Annotated in this window: 16 protein-coding genes; 11 read left to right on the forward strand and 5 right to left on the reverse strand. The window is 72.1% G+C overall.

All coding sequences use genetic code 11. The features are described from left to right. The first annotated feature begins 254 nt into the window (after window positions 1–254). The 7 genes from VM889_08325 to VM889_08355 all read left to right on the forward strand — a co-directional run bounded on the left by VM889_08325 (window position 255) and on the right by VM889_08355 (window position 7,520). Entirely contained in the window at window positions 255–1,007 is a 753-nt protein-coding gene (locus VM889_08325) for a hypothetical protein (GenBank protein HVL48546.1), read from the forward strand. Window positions 1,008–1,131: 124 nt separating this feature from the next. Then, window positions 1,132–2,052: a winged helix-turn-helix transcriptional regulator gene (locus VM889_08330; protein ID HVL48547.1), complete on the forward strand. Its 921-nt coding sequence runs from the start codon at window positions 1,132–1,134 to the stop codon at window positions 2,050–2,052. Window positions 2,053–2,155: 103 nt separating this feature from the next. Beyond that, window positions 2,156–2,881: a 50S ribosomal protein L16 gene (locus VM889_08335; protein HVL48548.1), complete on the forward strand. Its 726-nt coding sequence runs from the start codon at window positions 2,156–2,158 to the stop codon at window positions 2,879–2,881. A 179-nt stretch (window positions 2,882–3,060) separates the two neighbouring features. Next, complete coding sequence (locus VM889_08340) at window positions 3,061–3,513, forward strand: helix-turn-helix transcriptional regulator (GenBank protein HVL48549.1); 453 nt, start codon at window positions 3,061–3,063, stop codon at window positions 3,511–3,513. Next, window positions 3,510–5,822 (forward strand): phosphoenolpyruvate synthase, encoded by a 2,313-nt coding sequence (ppsA, locus tag VM889_08345; GenBank protein ID HVL48550.1) that lies wholly within the window; start codon window positions 3,510–3,512, stop codon window positions 5,820–5,822. Before VM889_08340 ends, ppsA begins: the two co-directional genes overlap by 4 nt. A 51-nt stretch (window positions 5,823–5,873) precedes the next feature. Continuing rightward, on the forward strand, window positions 5,874–6,608 hold the full coding sequence (locus tag VM889_08350; GenBank protein ID HVL48551.1) for a hypothetical protein: 735 nt from the start codon (window positions 5,874–5,876) through the stop codon (window positions 6,606–6,608). 51 nt (window positions 6,609–6,659) lie between these two features. Next, entirely contained in the window at window positions 6,660–7,520 is an 861-nt protein-coding gene (locus tag VM889_08355) for a PKD domain-containing protein (protein HVL48552.1), read from the forward strand. Here VM889_08355 and VM889_08360 read toward each other — a convergent pair whose 3' ends face one another. The 4 genes from VM889_08360 to VM889_08375 form a co-directional block, all read right to left on the reverse strand. Continuing rightward, entirely contained in the window at window positions 7,521–8,162 is a 642-nt protein-coding gene (locus tag VM889_08360; protein HVL48553.1) for an ATP-binding cassette domain-containing protein, read from the reverse strand. Further along, window positions 8,159–9,742, reverse strand: coding sequence for an ABC transporter permease subunit (locus VM889_08365; protein HVL48554.1), 1,584 nt, complete (start codon window positions 9,740–9,742; stop codon window positions 8,159–8,161). Before VM889_08365 ends, VM889_08360 begins: the two co-directional genes overlap by 4 nt. Further along, the gene (locus tag VM889_08370) at window positions 9,739–10,878 is read right to left on the reverse strand and encodes a thiamine ABC transporter substrate-binding protein (protein ID HVL48555.1); all 1,140 of its coding nucleotides are present in this window, start codon (window positions 10,876–10,878) and stop codon (window positions 9,739–9,741) included. Before VM889_08370 ends, VM889_08365 begins: the two co-directional genes overlap by 4 nt. A 69-nt stretch (window positions 10,879–10,947) precedes the next feature. Next, window positions 10,948–13,026 (reverse strand): thioredoxin domain-containing protein, encoded by a 2,079-nt coding sequence (locus VM889_08375; protein HVL48556.1) that lies wholly within the window; start codon window positions 13,024–13,026, stop codon window positions 10,948–10,950. A gap of 118 nt (window positions 13,027–13,144) precedes the next feature. Between VM889_08375 and VM889_08380 the strand changes: the two genes are divergently transcribed. Next, window positions 13,145–13,693, forward strand: coding sequence for a hypothetical protein (locus tag VM889_08380; protein ID HVL48557.1), 549 nt, complete (start codon window positions 13,145–13,147; stop codon window positions 13,691–13,693). On the opposite strand, the gene VM889_08385 is transcribed toward VM889_08380, so the two are convergent. Further along, on the reverse strand, window positions 13,690–14,094 hold the full coding sequence (locus VM889_08385) for a DUF3088 domain-containing protein (protein ID HVL48558.1): 405 nt from the start codon (window positions 14,092–14,094) through the stop codon (window positions 13,690–13,692). The genes VM889_08380 and VM889_08385 overlap by 4 nt on opposite strands. A 30-nt stretch (window positions 14,095–14,124) precedes the next feature. On the opposite strand from VM889_08385, the gene VM889_08390 reads away from it, so the two are divergent. From VM889_08390 to VM889_08400, 3 genes are all read left to right on the forward strand, one after another. Further along, window positions 14,125–14,874 carry an enoyl-CoA hydratase/isomerase family protein gene (locus tag VM889_08390; protein ID HVL48559.1) on the forward strand — a complete coding sequence of 250 codons (750 nt, stop codon included), beginning with the start codon at window positions 14,125–14,127 and terminating at the stop codon, window positions 14,872–14,874. A gap of 86 nt (window positions 14,875–14,960) precedes the next feature. Then, entirely contained in the window at window positions 14,961–16,409 is a 1,449-nt protein-coding gene (locus VM889_08395; protein HVL48560.1) for an aldehyde dehydrogenase family protein, read from the forward strand. Window positions 16,410–16,502: 93 nt separating this feature from the next. Next, a complete protein-coding gene (locus VM889_08400) occupies window positions 16,503–17,828 on the forward strand; it encodes a hypothetical protein (protein ID HVL48561.1) in 1,326 nt (441 codons plus the stop codon).

The raw sequence follows: 17,828 nt of genomic DNA on the forward strand, positions 1-17,828 counted from the left end.
ATGCTGGACTGGGCGCTCGCGGCGCCCGCGAGGGCGAGCATGCCGACGAGCAGCACCGCGAGCGCGGTGAAAGGCCGGAGGAACCGGCGGGCGTTCGACTTCAGGCCGTGGATCGTGTTGTTCGCAACCATGTGCGTCACCGGACCAACCTCGGCGGCGGGGGTGATAACCAGCTTGGATGCCGGTGTGAAAGGCGCGATCGTTCGAGCCGTGGACGATGACGCTTATCCGTCCGCGCGCATCGCGCGCCCGCGATGAAGGTCCACGCGTGGCTCCTTGCGGGGCTCGTCGTCGCGGCGGCCCTCGCGGCAGGGTGCATCGCCTCCATCGGCGGCGGCCCGGCCCTTCCCGACGCGCGCCCGGACGATTGGTTTGCGGGCGCCCGTTTCGAGATCGCGAACTTCAGCGCCGCGCCCGAAGGCGGGGGATACGAGGACGAGCGCGTGCACGTGCAGTTCGTGGTGGAGAACCGCGGCGACACGATGGCGACGCGGTTCGCGACCCTCCGCTTCGCGGGCGAAATCGTCGACGTCGTGAACGTCACGCTCGCCCCGGGCGCGCACACGCGCGCGTACCGCTACGCGTTCGTCCCCGGCGCGCCCGGTCCCCACGCCTTCGAGCTCACGGTGGGCGAGCGCCGCGCGACCCTCGAGGTCGCGCTCCAGGCGCGACCCCGGCCCGGCGCCGCGATCGACCTCGGTCCCTCGGGCCTCGTGGCGACGCTGAACGCGCTTCAGCCCGAGGGGAATCTGTGGCGCCTGAACCTCACGATCGAGGCCCGCTCGGAGGGGGCCGAGCGGCTCGTGGCGCGGGCCCTTTGCGGATCCGGCCCGGATGGGTACCGGGAGGGTCCCGGCCTCCCCCTGTCCTGGCCGGGGGCGGGCGAGAGCCTCGTCCACGACGTCCATCTCCAGGGATGCGCCGGCGGCGTGGTCGGGTTCCACCTGCACCACGAGAGCGCCGGCGGCGACGGGTTCGCGCGCTGGCTCCTCGCGCCGACCGCCTAGCGGGTCCCCGGGGGCCGCGGCCCCAGGGGCCGGGGGGCCCTCCGCGAGGGGATTTCACACCGGCATCCACAAACGGGATGCGCCGGACCCGCGAGAACCGCGGGCCACGGAGCGTCGAGCCCCCATGCGAACCGTCCCCGTCCTCATTCTCGCCTTCTCGGCCCTCGCCGTCCTGCCCGCCGCCACGGCCGCGTCCCTCGACCTCGAGACGCGCGTGGCGCTCGGCGACCTCGTGGTGCCCGTCGCCCTCGCGGGCGAGCCCGTGCCGGACGCGACGCGTCTCGTTCCGACGTCGCTTGCGACGGCCGGTTTCGGCCCGATGCATCGCGGCGAGGCGATGGCTCCGCGCGCGTCTTCGTCCGAGGATCGCGGCGAAGCGCTCACCGAAGCGGTGATGCCCGCCCTCGAGGCCGCGGCCCCCGCCTCCGCGGGCGCCGCGCTCCTCGGGCTGCTCGCGTGGAACGGGGGCTTCGCGCGTTTCGCGTTCGTCGGCCTCTATTCGCGCATCGCGCCTTCGGCGCTCCTCGACAACGCGGTGCGCGAGCGCGTCCTCGCGGCGATCAAGGCGAAGCCCGGCATCACGATCAAGGAGATCACGACGACGTGCGGCATCGGATGGGGCACGGCCGTCTACCACCTCGACCGTCTCGAAGGCGGCAAGTTCGTGACGAGCGAGAAGCACCTCACCTTCCGCCGCTTCTTTGCGGTGGGCGACGTGGCCGCGGGCGACCGGCTCGCGGTCTCCGTCCTCCGCACGGCGACCGCGGGCCGCCTCGCGCGCTACGTCCTCGAGCGCCCCGGATCCGCCCAGAAGGAGGTGTGCGAGGGCCTCGGGATGGGTCCGAGCCTCGCGCACAAGCACCTCGCGCGACTCGAGGAGGCGGGCCTCGTCCGCAAGGCCCGCGAGGGCGCAAGCGTCCGCTACTTCCCCCAGCCCGCCCTCGAGGGCCTCGTCGGGGCCCGCGGCCTCGGCGTCGAGGCCCCGGCGGCCCCGCCGGCGGGCCTCCCGGAGACGCCGGCGGGCGGGCCGGCGGGCTTCGCCTGAATTCCGCGGAAAACCGCGCGACCGGGCGGCGAAGCGTTATTAACCGGAAGCGCCCTGCAGCGTCAGCCCCGACCGCGGGGTATCCCCCTCCAGGGTGGTTTCCATGGCAAAGACCAGGCCCGGACGCCTTTACAAGCGCATCAAGAGCCAATCCTACACGCGCCGCAAGTACATGGGCGGCGTCCCGGGCTCGCGCATCTCCCAGTTTGACCTGGGCGACAAGACGACGAACTTCCCCATCGTGGCGTCCCTCGTCGTGGACGAGCGCGTCGCGATCACCCACAACGCGCTCGAGAGCGCCCGTGTCGCCGCGAACCGGGTCCTCATGAAGTATTGCGGCGCGACGGGCTACCACCTCAAGCTCCGCGTCTACCCGCACGAGGTCCTCCGCGAGAACAAGCAGGCCTCGGGCGCCGGCGCCGACCGTGTGTCGCAGGGCATGCGCCGCTCGTTCGGCAAGGCCGTCGGCGTCGCGGCGCGCCTCCAGCGCGGCCAGGAGCTCATGACGGCGCGCGTGCGCCCCGAGCACTGGCCCGCCGTGAAGGAAGCCTTCCGCAAGGCCAACATGAAGCTCCCCACGCCGACCCACCTCCAGCTCGAGAAGGGCGAGGACCAGGTCCGCCTGTTCCTCGAGGGCAAGATCAAGGCCGCGAAGGCCATCGCCCCGCCCCCGAAGGAGAAGAAGGAGGAGGCCCCCGCCGCCGAGGGCGCGGCCCCCGCCGAGGGCGCGAAGCCCGACGCGAAGGGCGCCAAGCCCGACGCCAAGGCGGGCGCGAAGCCCGAGGCGAAGCCCGCCGCGGGCGGCGACAAGAAGCCGGCCAAGAAGTAGGCCCCTCGCGGCCGCTTAGGCCGCATCCTTTCTCGGCCCGGGCTCCGGCCCGGGCCTCCGTTGTTTCGACCTGCAGCCGTAGGCCTCTCCCCATGACGGTTCCGTGTGACGTGGTGGATCACAAAGGGTTCGGGCCCTTGCCGGTAAGCTTTTACCAGCGTGTGACTTCGAACGTCACGTTGCTGCCGACGCGTCTCGCCGAGTTCCAGACCGACCTCGCCGGCCGGCTTGTCCTGGCCGACCAGCCCGGCCTCGAGGTCCGGAACCTGCGCGACCGGTACGGCTTCAAGCAGGAGTGGCTCGCCGAGCGCCTCGGGCTGAGGCGCGAGAGCCTGTCGCGCATCGAGAGCGGGCATGTCGCGCCCTCGGTCGGGTTCATCCAGCGCTTCACGCGCGTGATGACGCTCGCCCGCGGCGTGCGCGAGCATCTCGCCTCGCTCGAGATGCGCAACGCTCCGCGGGCGGCCCCCGGCGCCGCGGAAGCGGAGATGGACGCGCTCGGCCTCGCGCTGAGGCTCGACCCCGAGACGGCGGGCGAGATCATCGCGCGGGCGACCGAGTCCTACGAAGAGAAGCGCAAGGCGGCGGTGGAGTCCCTCAGGGCCCCGGCCGGCGCGCGCAAGGAGCGATGACGATGACGAAGCAGAACGTGGTGTGGGCGACGACGATCGGACGAGACGACCTCGAGCTCGTGGGCGGCAAGGGCGCGAACCTGGGCGAGATGATCCAGATCGGCCTGCCGGTGCCGCCCGCCTTCGTGGTGACCGCGCCGGCCTTCCGGCGCTTCCTCGAGGAGACGGGGCTCGGTCAGAAAATCTTCCCCATCCTCGCCGCGCTCAACGTGGACGACAACAAGTCGTTGCAGGCCGCCTCGGACCAGGTCCGCAAGCTCGTCCTCGAGACGAAGATGCCCGAGAAGCTCGCGCGGGAGATCGCGGACGCGTACCGCTCGCTCGCCAAGGCCGAGAAGGAGGAGCGTCCCCTCGTCGCCGTCCGCTCCTCGGCGACCGCGGAGGACCTTCCCGAAGCCTCGTTCGCCGGCCAGCAGGACACCTACCTCAACATCCGCGGCGAGGAGAGCCTTGTCGAGCACGTCCGCCGCTGCTGGGCCTCGCTCTACACGCCGCGCGCCACGTTCTACCGCACGAAGCACGACTTCGTCCACGAGAAGGTCGCGATCGCGGTCGTCGTGCAGAAGATGGCCGACGCCGCGAAGGCCGGCGTCATGTTCACGCGCCACCCGACCACCGGCGAGCACCAGATCATCGTCGAGGCCGCGTGGGGCCTCGGCGAAGGCGTCGTGTCGGGCTCCGTGAGCCCCGACCACTACGTCCTCGCGCCCGACGGCAAGGCCTCGACGGTGCACGTCGCGGTCAAGGAGTCGCAGCACGTCCGCGGCAAGGACGACCGCACGGTCGTCGAGGCGGTCCCGAAGGACAAGCGCGAGGCGCGCGTGCTTTCCGACGCCGAGCTCAAGCAGCTCGCGGGCCTCGCGCGCACCGTCGAGCAGCACTACGGCTCGCCGCAGGACGTCGAGTGGGCCTTCGGCAAGGACGGCAACCTCTACGTGCTCCAGGCGAGGCCGATCACGACGATCAAGGGCAAGGACGCGAAGGGCGCGAAGCCCGCGGCGGGCGGCGACGCGAAAAGCGCGACCGCGGTCCTTCTTGCGGGCCTCGGCGCCTCGCCCGGCATCGCCTCCGGCAAGGTGGCGCGCGTCGATTCCACCGACGATCTCGATCAGTGCGGCCAGGGGGACATCCTCGTGACGGCCATGACGACGCCCGACATGGTGCCCGCGATGCGTCGCGCCGCGGCCATCGTCACGGACGAGGGCGGCATGACATGCCACGCGGCCATCGTCTCCCGCGAGCTCGGCGTCCCCGCCGTCGTCGGCACCAAGACGGCGACGAAGACGCTCAAGGCCGGCCACGTGATCACCGTCGACGGCGACAAGGGCCAGGTGTTCGAGGGCGCGACGAAGGCCGCCGCGAAGGCCGCCTCGCAGCCCGCCGCGGGTCCCGCCGTCGCGGCCGCCGCGAAGCCCCTCACGGCGACCCAGGTGAAGGTCAACATCAGCATGCCCGAGGCCATCGAGCGCGCGATGAAGACGGATCCCGACGGCGTGGGTCTCCTGAGGGTCGAGCACATCGTGCTCGGTCTCGGCAAGCACCCGCTCTCGCTCATCCGCGGCGGACGCGAGGACGAGTACGTCAAGTACCTCGTCGAGAGCATCAAGGTGGTCGCGGAGCCGATGTTCCCGCGCACCGTCTGGGTCCGCACGCTCGACGCGCCGACGGACGAGTTCCGCGCGATGGAGGGCGGCGGCGACGAGCCGCACGAGCACAACCCCATGCTCGGCTGGCGCGGCATCCGGCGCTCGATCGACCAGCCCGACCTCGTGAAGGCCGAATTCAAGGCGATCAAGAAGCTCATCGACGAGGGGTTCACGAACATCGGCGTCATGCTCCCGCTCGTGGGCCGTCCCGAGGAGATCCGGGACGCAAAGAGGCTCATGCGCGAGGTGGGCCTCGAGCCGCACCGCGACTGCGAATTCGGGATCATGATCGAGATCCCGGCCGCGGCCCTCATCATCGACGATCTCCTCGACGAAGGTCTCGACTTCGTGAGCTTCGGCACGAACGACCTCACCCAGTACACGCTCGCCGTGGACCGCAACAACGAGAACGTCGCGAAGCTCTACAGCGAGTTCCATCCCGCGATCGGCAAGCTCATCCAGATGACCATCGAGGCGGCCCGGAAGCGCGGCGTGCAGACCTCGATCTGCGGGCAGGCGGGATCGAACCCGAAATTCGTCGAGAAGCTCATCGGGTGGGGCATCACGTCCGTTTCCGCGAACATCGACGCTCTCCCGCGGGTGCGGGAGATGATCGCCCGGACGGAGCGCAAGATCCTCCTCGACCGCTCCCGATCGGGGTGAGGCGCGACCGATCCCGGAAAGGATCAAAACAGACGGGGTCGCTCGGGGTCCATGCACCGGGCCCTCGTCCTCGCGCTCGTCCTCGCCCTGCCGACCGTCCTCGCAGCCGGCTACAAGCCGGTGGACGAGGTGATGGATCCCGCGCGCGACATCGGGATCTACCGCAACGTCATCCTCACGCCGGTCGACTCGATCGACATCGTCCATGCGCGGCTCGAACGGTCGGAGCAGGGCATCACGGGGGCGACGGTGCGCGTGGTCGACCTCGACCGGCGAGGCGTCGAGGACGTCCTCTTCGTCCACCGAACGCACGCCGCGCGTCCGACCGGGATTCTCGCGCTCCTCGAGGAGGACGGTCGCCCCGTCCTCCTCGTCATGCTCGCCGCCTCCGTCGAGCCCGCCCTCGACGGATTCTCGCGCGGTTACCTCGCGGTCCGGATCGAGGACTCGGGCCGGTTCACGTTCCTCAACGCGACAGGCTTCCACGATGGCGTGACGGATGCGGTCGGGATCCGCCTCAAGGAGGCCGTCCGGGGCGAGATCGTCTTCTTCGGCGTCCTCTCCGCCCTTCTGGGTTGCGACAGCGTGGACGCCTGCGAGTCCCCGACCGCGGTCGTGAGCCTGGACATCGCCCCCGACGGCGGCGAAAACTGGATCGCCACGGTGATCCCGTCGAAGTCCTTCGCGGACATCTTCCCGGAAGACGACGGCTCGATGATGGGGACCTTCCGGGCTGTCTATGCGGCTTTGCAGGACGCGCAGGACGTCGCTCGCGAGGGGCCTTAGCGCGACGTCGCCCCCGCAAAGGCCTTGACCCGCCCTTGCCATGGCCGCCCGATGCGTCGGGTCCCCCTCGCGCTCGCCCTCGCGCTCGCGCTCCTCGCGCCCGCGACGGCGGGCTGCATCGCGCGCCTCGCGGAGGTCGCCGACACGAAGCCTCTCGCCGAGATCCCCGACGAGGAGCGCAGCCGCTACCCGCCTCCCGGGACGACCCCCACCGGGTCCCCGGGGAACCGGCCGCCCGTCGCCGCGATCGCGGTCGAGGGGCCCGCGGGCCCGCGCGGGCTCCCGCGCGACCTGTTCGCGCTCGATGCCACGGGGTCGGGCGACCGCGACGGGACGATCGCCCGGTACGACTGGCGGGTCCTCGAGGGGGACACGGTGGTCCTGAGCTCGGATCGCCCGCGCGTCGAGGGCGTCACGTTCCCCCAGCCCGGCGTTCGGGTGGTGCGTCTCACGGTCACGGACGACGACGGCGCGACCGCGACGGCGCAATCGACGCTCCACGTCGACGCGCGGCACGACTACAAGGGCGAACCCGTGTGGCAACTCGTCACCGGCCCCTCCGCGAAATGGGCGAACCACACCGTGCCCTCGGGCCCCGACGGCCGCGCGCTCGCGCTCCGGCTCGCGCTCGGCGAGCGGCTCTCGGCCGCGGTCGAGGTGCTCGGCCCCGACGGCGCCGTCCTCGCGTCGGGCGAGACGGCCTCGGGCGCGAACGAGCTCGTGCTCCTCGTCGCCGCGCTCGCGGGGGGCGACCCCGTCGTCCGGTTGAAGATCACGCACGCGCCGGAGACGGTCGCGGGCACGCCGGTCCCCGTGCCGGCGGCGGAGCACCGCGGACGCTACGACCTCGCGGTGCGCGTCTACCAGGGCGCCTCGCCCGCGATCGAGGACCTCCGGCCGCCCGCGAAGTGATCACGCGAGGCGTCCCGCCTCGAGCCGCCACGTCGCGTCCGCGAGGCGCTTCGCCTCGTCGGCGTCGTGCGTGACCCAGATCGCGGCGACGCCTTCGCGCGCGAGAAGCTTCTTCACGCGCTCGCCGAGCGAGACGCGCAGGTCGCGGTCGAGCGCGCTCAGCGGCTCGTCGAGCAGCACCGCGCGCGGCGCGGCCGCGAGGGCGCGGGCGAGGGCGACGCGCTGGCGCTCGCCGCCCGAGAGCGCGTCGACGCCGCGGCGACCCTTGTCCTCGAGCCCGACGAGCGCAAGGAGGCGCCGCGCCTCCTCCGGCTCGTCCCGGCGCGCAAGGCCGCGGTAGCGCATGCCGAAGCGGACGTTGCGTTCCACGTCGAGGTGCGGGAAGAGCGCGGGCTCCTGGAACAGGAAGCCGATCCGGCGCGCGTGCGCCGGAACGGCGTCGAGCGGCGCGCCGTCCCACAGGACGCTGCCTGTATATCCGGTCTCGAGACCCGCGATGCAGCGCAGGAGGGTCGTCTTGCCCGCGCCGCTCGCCCCGAGCACGAAAGCGCTGCGTCCGCGCGGCACCTCGAACGCGACGCCGTCGAGGAGCCGAGGGGCGCCCGGGTGCGCGAACGCGAGGTCGCGGACCGCGAGCGTCACGCGTCGCCCTCCGCGCGGAAGCGTTCGGCGACGAGGAACGCGGCGATCGTGAGGAGCATCAGGACCGCGGTGAGCGCCATCGATTGCGCGCGCAAAATCGGATCGAAGCTTCCGAGGCCGCCGTGGCGCGCGATCCACACGCTGAGCGACATGGTGTCCGGCCTCATGAGGATGAGGCTCGCGCCGAAATCGCCGAGCGAGAACGCCGCGGCGAGACCGCCCGCGACGGCGAGCGGCGCCCTGAGGAGCGGCAGGTGGATGCGGCGCGCGACCTCCGAGGGCTTCGCGCCGAGGACGGCCGCCGCGTCGTCGAGCCGGCGGTCGTGCGCGTCGAGGGCAGGGACGAGCGCGCGCGCCGCGAACGGGAACGCGACGAGCGTGTGCGCGAGGAGCACGACAGCGTACGTGCCGCGGAGATCGGGCGTCCCGCCGACGCCGAAGGCGAGCGCGTAGCCGAGGCCGAGGAGCACGCTCGAGGTTCCGAGGGGCAGCGTCGCCGCGGCCTCGACGAGGGCGCGTGTCGCGCCGCGCGAGCGCGCCAGGCCGTAGGCGAGGAGCGCCGCGAGGGCGAGGGCCAGGAAGGCCGTCGCGAGCGCGTAGCCGATGGAGAGCCCCAGCGCGAGGCCGAGGTCGAAGCCGCCGAGGTGGGACGGGTGGGCGCGGTCCGCGAGCGCGCGCCAGGCCTCGAGGGTCCACGCGCCGCGGACGCGGAAGGCGCCGACGAGCACGGCCGCGGGGGGCGCAAGCGCCACCCCGAGCGCCGCAATCGAGAGGGTCATCGCGGCGAATCCCGCGCGGGGCGCCGGCCGCGGCGCCTCGCGGGGCGTGCGCGCGGCGCGGCGCGCAAGCGCGACGTAGACGAGCAGGAGAACGAGGTTGAGGCCGAGCTGGAGCGCGCCGAGCGCCGCCGCGCGGCCGGTGGTCGGGAACGAGCCCGCGAGGTTTTCGTAGATGAGCGTGTCGAGGGTCGAGACGCGACCGTCCCCGAGGAAGAGGACGACGCCGAAGCTCGTGAACGAGAAGAGAAAGACGAGGAGGGCCACGGCGCCCGCCGCGGGCGCAAGGAGCGGGAGCGTCGTGCGGAGGCCGGCCGCGAGGGGAGGCGCGCCGAGGACGCGCGCGGCGTCCTCGAGGCGGCGCGGGCGGCGCTCGAGCGCGGCGTGGAGGAGGCGCGCGGCGAATCCATAGTTGTAGTACGCGTGCGCGAGCACCACCGCCCCGAGCGGTCCGAACACGCGCAGGTGGTCGCCGAGGAGCGCCTGGAGCCCGAAGACGACGACGAACACGGGAAGAACGAAGGGGGCGGCATGGACCGCGAGCTGAAGGCGCGAGAACGGGACGCGGCGCGCGTGGTGGAGCCACGCGAGCGGGACCGCGACGGCGAGCGTCAGCGCGACGGATGCGAGGGCTTGCCCGAAGGCGAGGGCGAGCCGGCTCGAGACGAACGGGGAGGTCGCGATCCACGCCCACGCGGACGCATCGCCCGCCGCCCGCGCGAGGACGGCGGCGAGCGGAAGCGCGAAGAACGCTGCGAGGACCGCGAGCGGGGCCGCAAGGAGCGGCCACGCGCGGCGTCTCATGCCGACGCCCTGTGGCGCTCGTAGAGGTCCGTCCACGCGCGGACCCAGCCTTCCACCTTCGCGTCGAGCGTCGCGACGTCGAAGGGCGCGGGCTGGAACGTGCCCGGCGCGGGGTCACGGCCCGCGAAGACGCTCTCCACGGAAACGCTGCGCGCGACCGGGTAGATGGCCTCCTGCTCCGCGAGCGTCGCCTGGAACGCGTCGGTGAGGGTGAATTCGATCCACGCCTCGGCCGCGGCGAGGTTCTTCGTGCCGTTCGCGACGCCCATGGTCTGGATCTGGTGGAAGGTGGCGTTCGGCGCGAGGACGTTCGCGTTCAGCGTATCGTAGCCGTAGTACATCTCGTAGGCCGGGCTCGTCGTGTAGCTCGTCACGATCGGGCGGTCGACGCGCGCGCCCGTCTCCCACTGTCCGTAGCCTCCCGTGAAGTGGTTCACGTACGCGTCGGTCCAGCTCGAGGTCACGAGGACGCCCCCGTCGAAGAGATCTTTCCAATAGTCGAGGTAATCGTCGTCGTCGTCCTCGCCGTAGACGCCGACGGTCGCGATGAGAAAGCCGAGGCCCGGCGTCGAGGTGCGCGGGTCCTCGGTCACGAACCGGTCGGCGTGCGCGCGCACGTCGTCGAGCGTCTCGATCGTGAGGTTCGCGCGCGGGTCCACGTTCACCGCGATGTAGCCGTGCGAAACGGGGGTCGCGGGCCACTTCGGGCCGAGCGCGAAGGCGGGGTCGATGCGCGAGGCGAGCGTGGGCTCGTAGGCGCGGAAGACGCCGTCCCGCGTCGCGCGGCCGAGGAGGACGTTGTCGATGCCGTAGATGACGTCGAAGCTCGGCGCGCCGCGCTCGAGCGTCGCGCGCTGGAGCACGCGGCCCGTGTCCTCCTCCGTGATGAGGACGGCCGTGCCGTTCGTGAGGTTCGTGAACTGGGCGGCGAGCTTGTTGAAGCTCGACCGGAAGGCGTCGTAGGAGAGGATCGTGACCCTCGCGCCCTCGAGGTCGGGCCAGTGCGTGCCGTTGAAGCCCATCGCGCGGTAGGCGCCCGCGGGCGTCTCGTCGCGGGGGCCGGCGGGTTCAGGCAGGACGCAGCCCGCAAGGGCGCTTGCGGTCAGGAGGGCGATGACGAAGAGCGGGTTTCGCATGGAGATCACCGGCTATCTGGTCAACCTGGTCTTAGAACCGGGTTGAACGCGGATGGCGCGAACCCCATTTCAAGTTTTCCCGGCTTCGGCGAGGCGGGTCTCGAGCGCCGCGGGCGAATCCGCGGGCGCGAGGCAGCGCTCGCCGAGGCACACGAGGGCCGTGGGGCCCGCCGCGCGCGCCGCGAGCGCGCGCGCCTCCTCCGGGACGCCGGGTTCGGCCGCATCCCCGATGACGCGGACGACCCGTCCGGGCGCGTAGGCGCGCAGGGCGGCCGCGCGCATCGCGTCCGCCGCCTCGCCGCGCGCGACGACGAGCACCTGCGGGGGCGGGGAGAGAAGCGCGTCGGCCGCGAGGAACCACGCGGCGGCGAAGAGGCCGTAGCGCGGCGCCTCGGCCGCGAAGGCCTCGAGGATGCGTCGCGCGTGGTCGCGATGCCGCGCGTCGCCCGTCGCGGCCGCGAGTCGGACGAGGGCGCGGGCGGCCGTCGCGTTCGCGCTCGGCGTCGGGTTGTCCTGGATGGGCCGCTCCACCTGCGTCTCGAGAACGCGCGAGCCCGGGCCCGCGAGGTCGGGCGCGTGGTCGCGCAACCCGCCGCCCGGGGCGGCGAAGGCGCGCTCGAGAAGGTCCGCGACGGCAACGGCGGCGTCGAGGTAGCGGCGGTTCCCGGTGTGGTCGTGCGCGTCGAGGAGGGCGGGAAGCATCTGGGCCTGGTCGTCGAGGAGGCCGCCCGAAAGCGGGGTTCCGTCGTCCGCGAGGCCGTGGGCGAATCCGCGCTCGCGCGACCAGGCCTCGTCGAGGAACCGGTCGAGCGTGAGGCGCGCGAAGTCGCGGTAGCGCGCTTCGCCCGTCGCCCCCGCGAGCGCGAGGAACGCGGAGACGGCCATGCCGTTCCAATTCGTGTAGAGCGTCCGGTCGACGTACGGCGCGGGCCGTTCGAGTCGGGCCGCAAGCATCTTGCGGCGGACCTCGGCGAGGACCCGCTCCACCTCGGCGACGGGTCGGCCAAGCGCGTGGGCGAGGTCGGATGCCTTCGCGGCGACGTGGAGGACGTTGCGCCGCGGGTCGTGGTGCATCGGGCCGCGCTCGGCGAGCCCGAAGTGGAGGGCCGCGAGCCTCATCTCCTCGGGATCGAGGACGGCCGCGGCTTCGTCGAGCGTCCAGGTGAAGAAGTCGCCGTCGTCCTCGTGGCCGACGTCCGCGTCCTGCGAGCCGTAGAACCCGCCATGATCGCGATCGGAGAGGACGGTTTCCATGAAACGCGCCACGTCGCGCGCCTTCGCGTCGTAGCCGCGGCCCGGCCACACCTGCGCCGCGTGCGCGAGGTTCGCGAGGAGCCCGGCGTTGTCGTGCAGCATCTTCTCGAAATGCGGGACGTGCCAGCGCGCGTCCACCGAATACCGGTGGAAGCCCCCCGCCAGGTGGTCGTAGACGCCGCCGTCGAGCATCCGGTCGAGCGTCGTGCGAGCGACGTCCTCGAGCGCGGCCGATCCCGTGCGGCGGTATCGGGCGATCGCGAGGTCGATCGCGCTCGTGTGCGGAAACTTCGGCGCGTGGCCCCAGCCTCCGTTCACGGCGTCGAACTCGCTTTCGACGTGGCGAACGGCGTCGTCGATGAGGCCTGGCGCGATCTCGCCCGGCGCGCCCGCCCCGCCGCGCCGCGCGAGGGCCGCGAGGATTCGGTCGGCTTGCGCGGCGGCCTCGTCACGGTTCTCCGCGTAGAAGCGCGCGACGGATTCGAGGACGCGCGGGAAGCCGGGTCGGCCGTGCATGTCGACGGGCGGGAAGTAGGTGCCCCCGTAGAACGGCTTGCCGTCCGCCGTGAGGAAGACGGTGAGCGGCCAACCCCCCTGGCCCGTGAGGGCCGCGACCGCCTTCTGGTACCGCGCGTCGACGTCCGGGCGCTCGTCGCGGTCGACCTTCACGGGGACGAAACGCTCGTTGATGAGGCGCGCCGTCGCCGCGTTCTCGTAGCTTTCGCGGTCGATGACGTGGCACCAGTGGCACCAGACGGCCCCGATGTCGAGGAGCACGGGTTTGCCCGTGCGCTGCGCCTCCGCGAACGCCTCGTCGCCCCACGGCCACCAGTGGACGGGCTGGTTCGCGGCGGTGCGCAGGTACGGCGCCTTCTCGGAGGCGAGGCGGTTCATCGGTCGGGCATCGCGCGCTTCACGCTTGAAGCGACCGCCTCACCCCCGGGGCAGCGGCGTTGGGGACCTGCCCGACGAGAACGGCGCCTTCTTCCCGTGCCGACCGGATCCCGGAGGGATGAAGTCCGCGCTCGCCCCGGTCCTCGCCGCGGCGTTCCTGCTCCCCGGCTGCCTCGTCCAGCTCGGCGGCGAATATCCCCTCGACGAGGGTCCCTGCGTTCCGCTCCGCATCGCGCCGACGAGCGTCCGCCTTCCGGTCGAGGGGTTCGTCGAGATCGAGCTCACGTACCGCAACTGCCGCGCCGAGCCCGTGCAGCTCGGCGCCGGCGCGGCGTGCGACGAGGCGGGCGGCCTCGCCCCGACGCTCGAGCGCGGCTGGAGGTCCGGGAAGTTCTGGCTCGGCTACTTCGGCCGCGCCGACGCCGTCGCGCCGGAGCTCGTCGCCTGCCCCGCGGACTTCGTGTACCGGGATCCGCTCCCTCCGAACGCGACGCACGTCGGGACCGTCCGGTGGAACGGAACCCTCACGGAGAACGCGTGCAAGGGAGGCCGGTGCCCCCGCTCGTTCGACGCGCCGGCCGGCCTCTACGGAATCGAGGTGACCGTGCACGACACGCGCGGCCGCGGCGCGTACTCGGAAAGCGTGGCCTTCGAGGTCCGCCGTTAGTGGGGACGGTCCGCGCCGTACCGCGCGGCGAGATACTCGCAGATCTGGAACGGGTGCTGGATAAACGTCCGGCCGTCGGCCTCGCCCCACTCGATCGACGGGGGCGCGCCCTTCATGCGCTCGCGGTCGCCGAGGACGAGGAGCGGGACGCCCTGGTTCTCCTCGCCGACGAGCGCGATCACGTCGGAGCGCGGACGCGCGTACCCGACGTAGCGGACGTCGAGCTTCTCGCGAAGCGGCGGATAGAACGAGAGCATGCCCTCGACCATCGCACATTCGCCGCAGAAGAACCGGCTCGACCCGTCGAGGAAGCCGGGCTTGAGGAGAAAGAGGGTGTCCTTCACGGCGGTCTCCATGCCCTCGGGGGTCAAGGGGCTGCCGGTCGCGCCGCGTCGGAACATCTTCAACGCGACGACGCGCTCCGGATCCCGATGAGCGGTCTCAGGGTCTCGACGCAGGACGGCGTCCGCGTGCTCGTGATCGATCGTCCCGCGCGCCGGAACGCCTTCGACCGCGCGACGATCCGCGCACTGGGCGAGTCGCTCGAAGCCTTCGCCTCCGGCCGGGACGACGCGCCCGCGCTCGTCCTCACGGGCGCGGGCGAAGCCTTCTGCGGGGGCGGCGACGTGAAAGAGATGGCCGAAGCGGCGGACCTCCGCGCGCACTTCCTCGCGCTCACCGCGGACCACCACGCGGCGGTGCTCGCGATGCGGCGGGCGCCGAAGCCGGTCGTGACCGCCGCGCCCGGCGTCGTCGCGGGCGGCGGCCTCGGCCTCGCGCTTGCGGGCGACCTCCGTCTCGCCGCGCCCGAGGCGCGCTGGGTCGCCGCGTACGGGGCCCTCGGCGTCGCCCCCGACGGCGGATCGACGTGGCTCCTCCCGCGTCTTGCGGGCGGCGCCGTCGCGGAGCGACTGCTCCTCCACGGCGAGACGCTCGATGCGGAAAAGGCGCTCGCGGCGGGCCTCGCGCACCGGATCGTGCCCCGCGCGGCGCTCCTTGCCGAGGCGATCGGGGAGGCGAAGCGTCTCGCATCGGCGCCGGGGGGCGGCTTCGCCGCCTCGAAGCGGCTGCTCGGCGACGTGGACGCGCTCGCGGCCCATCTCGACCGCGAGCGCGCCGAGAACGCGGCGACCGGGGCGTCGGAAGCGACGCGGGCGGCCGTGGCGAAGCTGAAACGTTGACGGCGTCCGCGGGGGGCATCGCGGACCCGCGTCCATGCCGCGAACGAGACCAAGCCTTTTAGGTCGGGAAGCGGGATGGCCCGCCCATGCCCGACGAGAAGCCGATGCACATCGACGGGGCCTGGGTCCCCGCGAGCGGCAACCGCACCTACGAGGTCGTCTCGCCCGTCGACGGGAGCGTCCTCGCCGCCGTCGCGAAGGCGACGCGCGACGACGCCGCGAACGCGGTCGCCGCCGCCGAGCGCGCGTTCCGCGACCCGGCCTGGCGCCGCATGGATCCCTCGGAGCGCGGCCGCCTCCTCCAGCGCGCGGCCCTCATCGCGCGCGAGCGCGCGGACGAGATCGCCCGCCTCGAGTCGACGAACCAGGGCAAGCCTCTGCGCGAGGCGAAGGCCGACGTGCTGTTCGCGATCGCGACGCTCGAATACTACGCGGGCCTCGCGGACAAGATCGAGGGCGGCGTGATCCCCGTGTCGGGTCCGCGCTTCGCCTACACGCTGCGCGAGCCGCTCGGCCCCACGGTCCACATCATCCCGTGGAACTACCCCTTCCAGCTCGGCGTGCGCTCGGTCGCGCCCGCGCTCGCCGCCGGGAACACCGTCGTCGCGAAGCCCGCGTCGCAGACGCCCCTCACGTTCCTCGTCCTCGCGGAGATCTTCGAGAAGGCCGGCTTCCCGAAGGGCGTGTTCAACGTCGTGACGGGCTCCGGCTCCGAAGCGGGCGCCGCGCTCGCGGCGGACGGCCGCGTCCGCGGCGTCGTGCTCACGGGGTCCGTCGAGACGGGCCAGAAGCTCCTCGCTGAGACCGCCCGCAACCTCGTGCCGACGACGCTCGAGCTCGGCGGCAAGTCGCCGAACATCGTCTTCCCCGACGCGGACCTCGACAAGGCCGTCAAGGGCGCCGCGTTCGGCATCTTCCTGAACGCCGGCCAGATGTGCTGGGCGGGATCCCGGCTGCTCCTCCACGAGAGCATCCACGACGCGTTCGTCGAGAAGCTCGCCGCGTTCGCGAAGACGTGGAAGCTCGGCAACCCGCTCGAGAAGGACACGCGCATGGGCCCGCTCGTCTCGAAGGAGCACCGCGAGCGCGTCGAAAGCTACGTCGCGGTCGCCGAGAAGGAGGGCGCGAAGCTCGTCCTCGGCGGGAAGCGGCCCGAGGACCCCGCGCTCGCCGCGGGCGCGTTCTACGGTCCCACCATCTTCACGGACGTGGCCCCGGCCTCGACGCTTGCGCGCGAGGAGGTCTTCGGTCCCGTCCTCGCCGTCATGAAGTTCAAGGACGAAACCGATGCGCTGCGCCTTGCAAACGGCGTCGACTTCGGCCTCTACGCGGGCGTCTGGACGAAGGACCTCGCGCGCGCCCACCGCGTCGCGGCGGACCTCGAGAGCGGCCAGGTGGCCGTGAACGAGTACCCCGTCACGTTCCCGCAGGTGCCGTTCGGCGGCCTGAAGCGGAGCGGCCTCGGCAGCGAGCAGGGGCTCTCCGCGCTCGAGTTCTACACGCGCCGCAAGAGCGTGATGATGAACCTGGGCTGAGCCGGACCCCGACGTGTGGGGGCCCCGCCGCGTTCACCAACCGACGTGACAGACCCGGATTGATGACCGCACGGCCACCGTCCATACCTGGTGGTGGCTACGGCATCGCGCGGGCGTGTCCTCGGAGCGGTCCTCGTGATGGGCGTCGTGGTGCTGCCCGGCGTCGTCGTCGCGGGGCAGATCTCGGGCTCGAAGACCGAGCAGATCGTCGAGGGCCACAACGTGTTCGCGGTCGTCCAATCGATGACGAACAAGAACATCACGGGCGTCACCGTCCTCGTCCGCGAGAAAGTCGTCTCGGGCGGAAAGCTCTGGTTCAACGACCAGTATCTCGTCAGTCCCCAGCAGGCGATGGCGTCGCAGAACGGGAACTTCACGGACTGCGCGTTCGAGCCCGACGGCTCCTACGCCTGCAACCGCTATCCGTGCGGCGGCGTGGTCGTGGTCGTGCCCGCCGGTCGTCCCAAGCCCTATGCGACGGACGGCGAGCGGGGCATCCTCGACCCGGCGATCGACGCGCTCGGTCGTCCCGGCGGCTTCTCGAATCCTGAGATCGCGGCCTCGGCCTGGGTCGAGCAGTACTTCGTCACGGACCCGAACGACCACACCTTCGTTGTCGACCTCTACCGCGTCCTCACGAACCAGAATGCGGACACGACGGTCTACAACTACGACGTTTACGACAAGATCTCCGACTTTCCGGGCGGTCCCACGGCGCCCGCCCAGACCGCGTACACCGTCCCGGGTCCGATCTGGATGGTCAATCTGCTCGGGAGCCCCGACTTCATCGCGGACGACGGGGTGAGCAACTGCGGCGCGTACGTCGACAATCCCCCCGCGGGAGCCTTCGAACCGACGTTCGTCGACGGCCAATACGTGTGCTACGATGGAAACGTCGAGGGTCCCGACGGCTGCCTCTACGACGGACACGCTCGCAACACCACGTATCCCACGCCCGCCGTGGCCGATGGCCGCGTGTACCACAATCACCGCCGGTACAACGCGGAGATCGTCATGTTCATCGATCACGTCCTGGGGATGCGGCACATGCCCGCAATCCACAAGGACCGCGCCGTGCACAATCGCACGTCCACGAATGCGACCAACGGGTGCGACAGCAACACGATCCAGCGCAACGCGGACGGCTCGTCGGCGGGCGTGGAGAGCGAGTGGCGATGCCCCGGCGGCAACGACGACGCCGAGGGCTACAGCCACCCGTTCAACCCGTACGGGCCCCAGGCTCCGGGCGACCCGGGTTGGGACGACGAGCACAGGCACGACACGGCGCTCGTCGACATCTACTACTACCCGACATACCGCCCCCACAATCCGACGCCCGCGGAGCGCGCGGCGAAGGGATGGGCCATCTATGACACGGAGGGCTCCGCCGCGCCCTTCGACACGCGCGATTCGCCGTGA

Source organism: Candidatus Thermoplasmatota archaeon, from assembly GCA_035540375.1.
In the GTDB taxonomy this organism is placed as follows: Archaea; Thermoplasmatota; SW-10-69-26; order JACQPN01; family JAJPHT01; genus DATLGO01.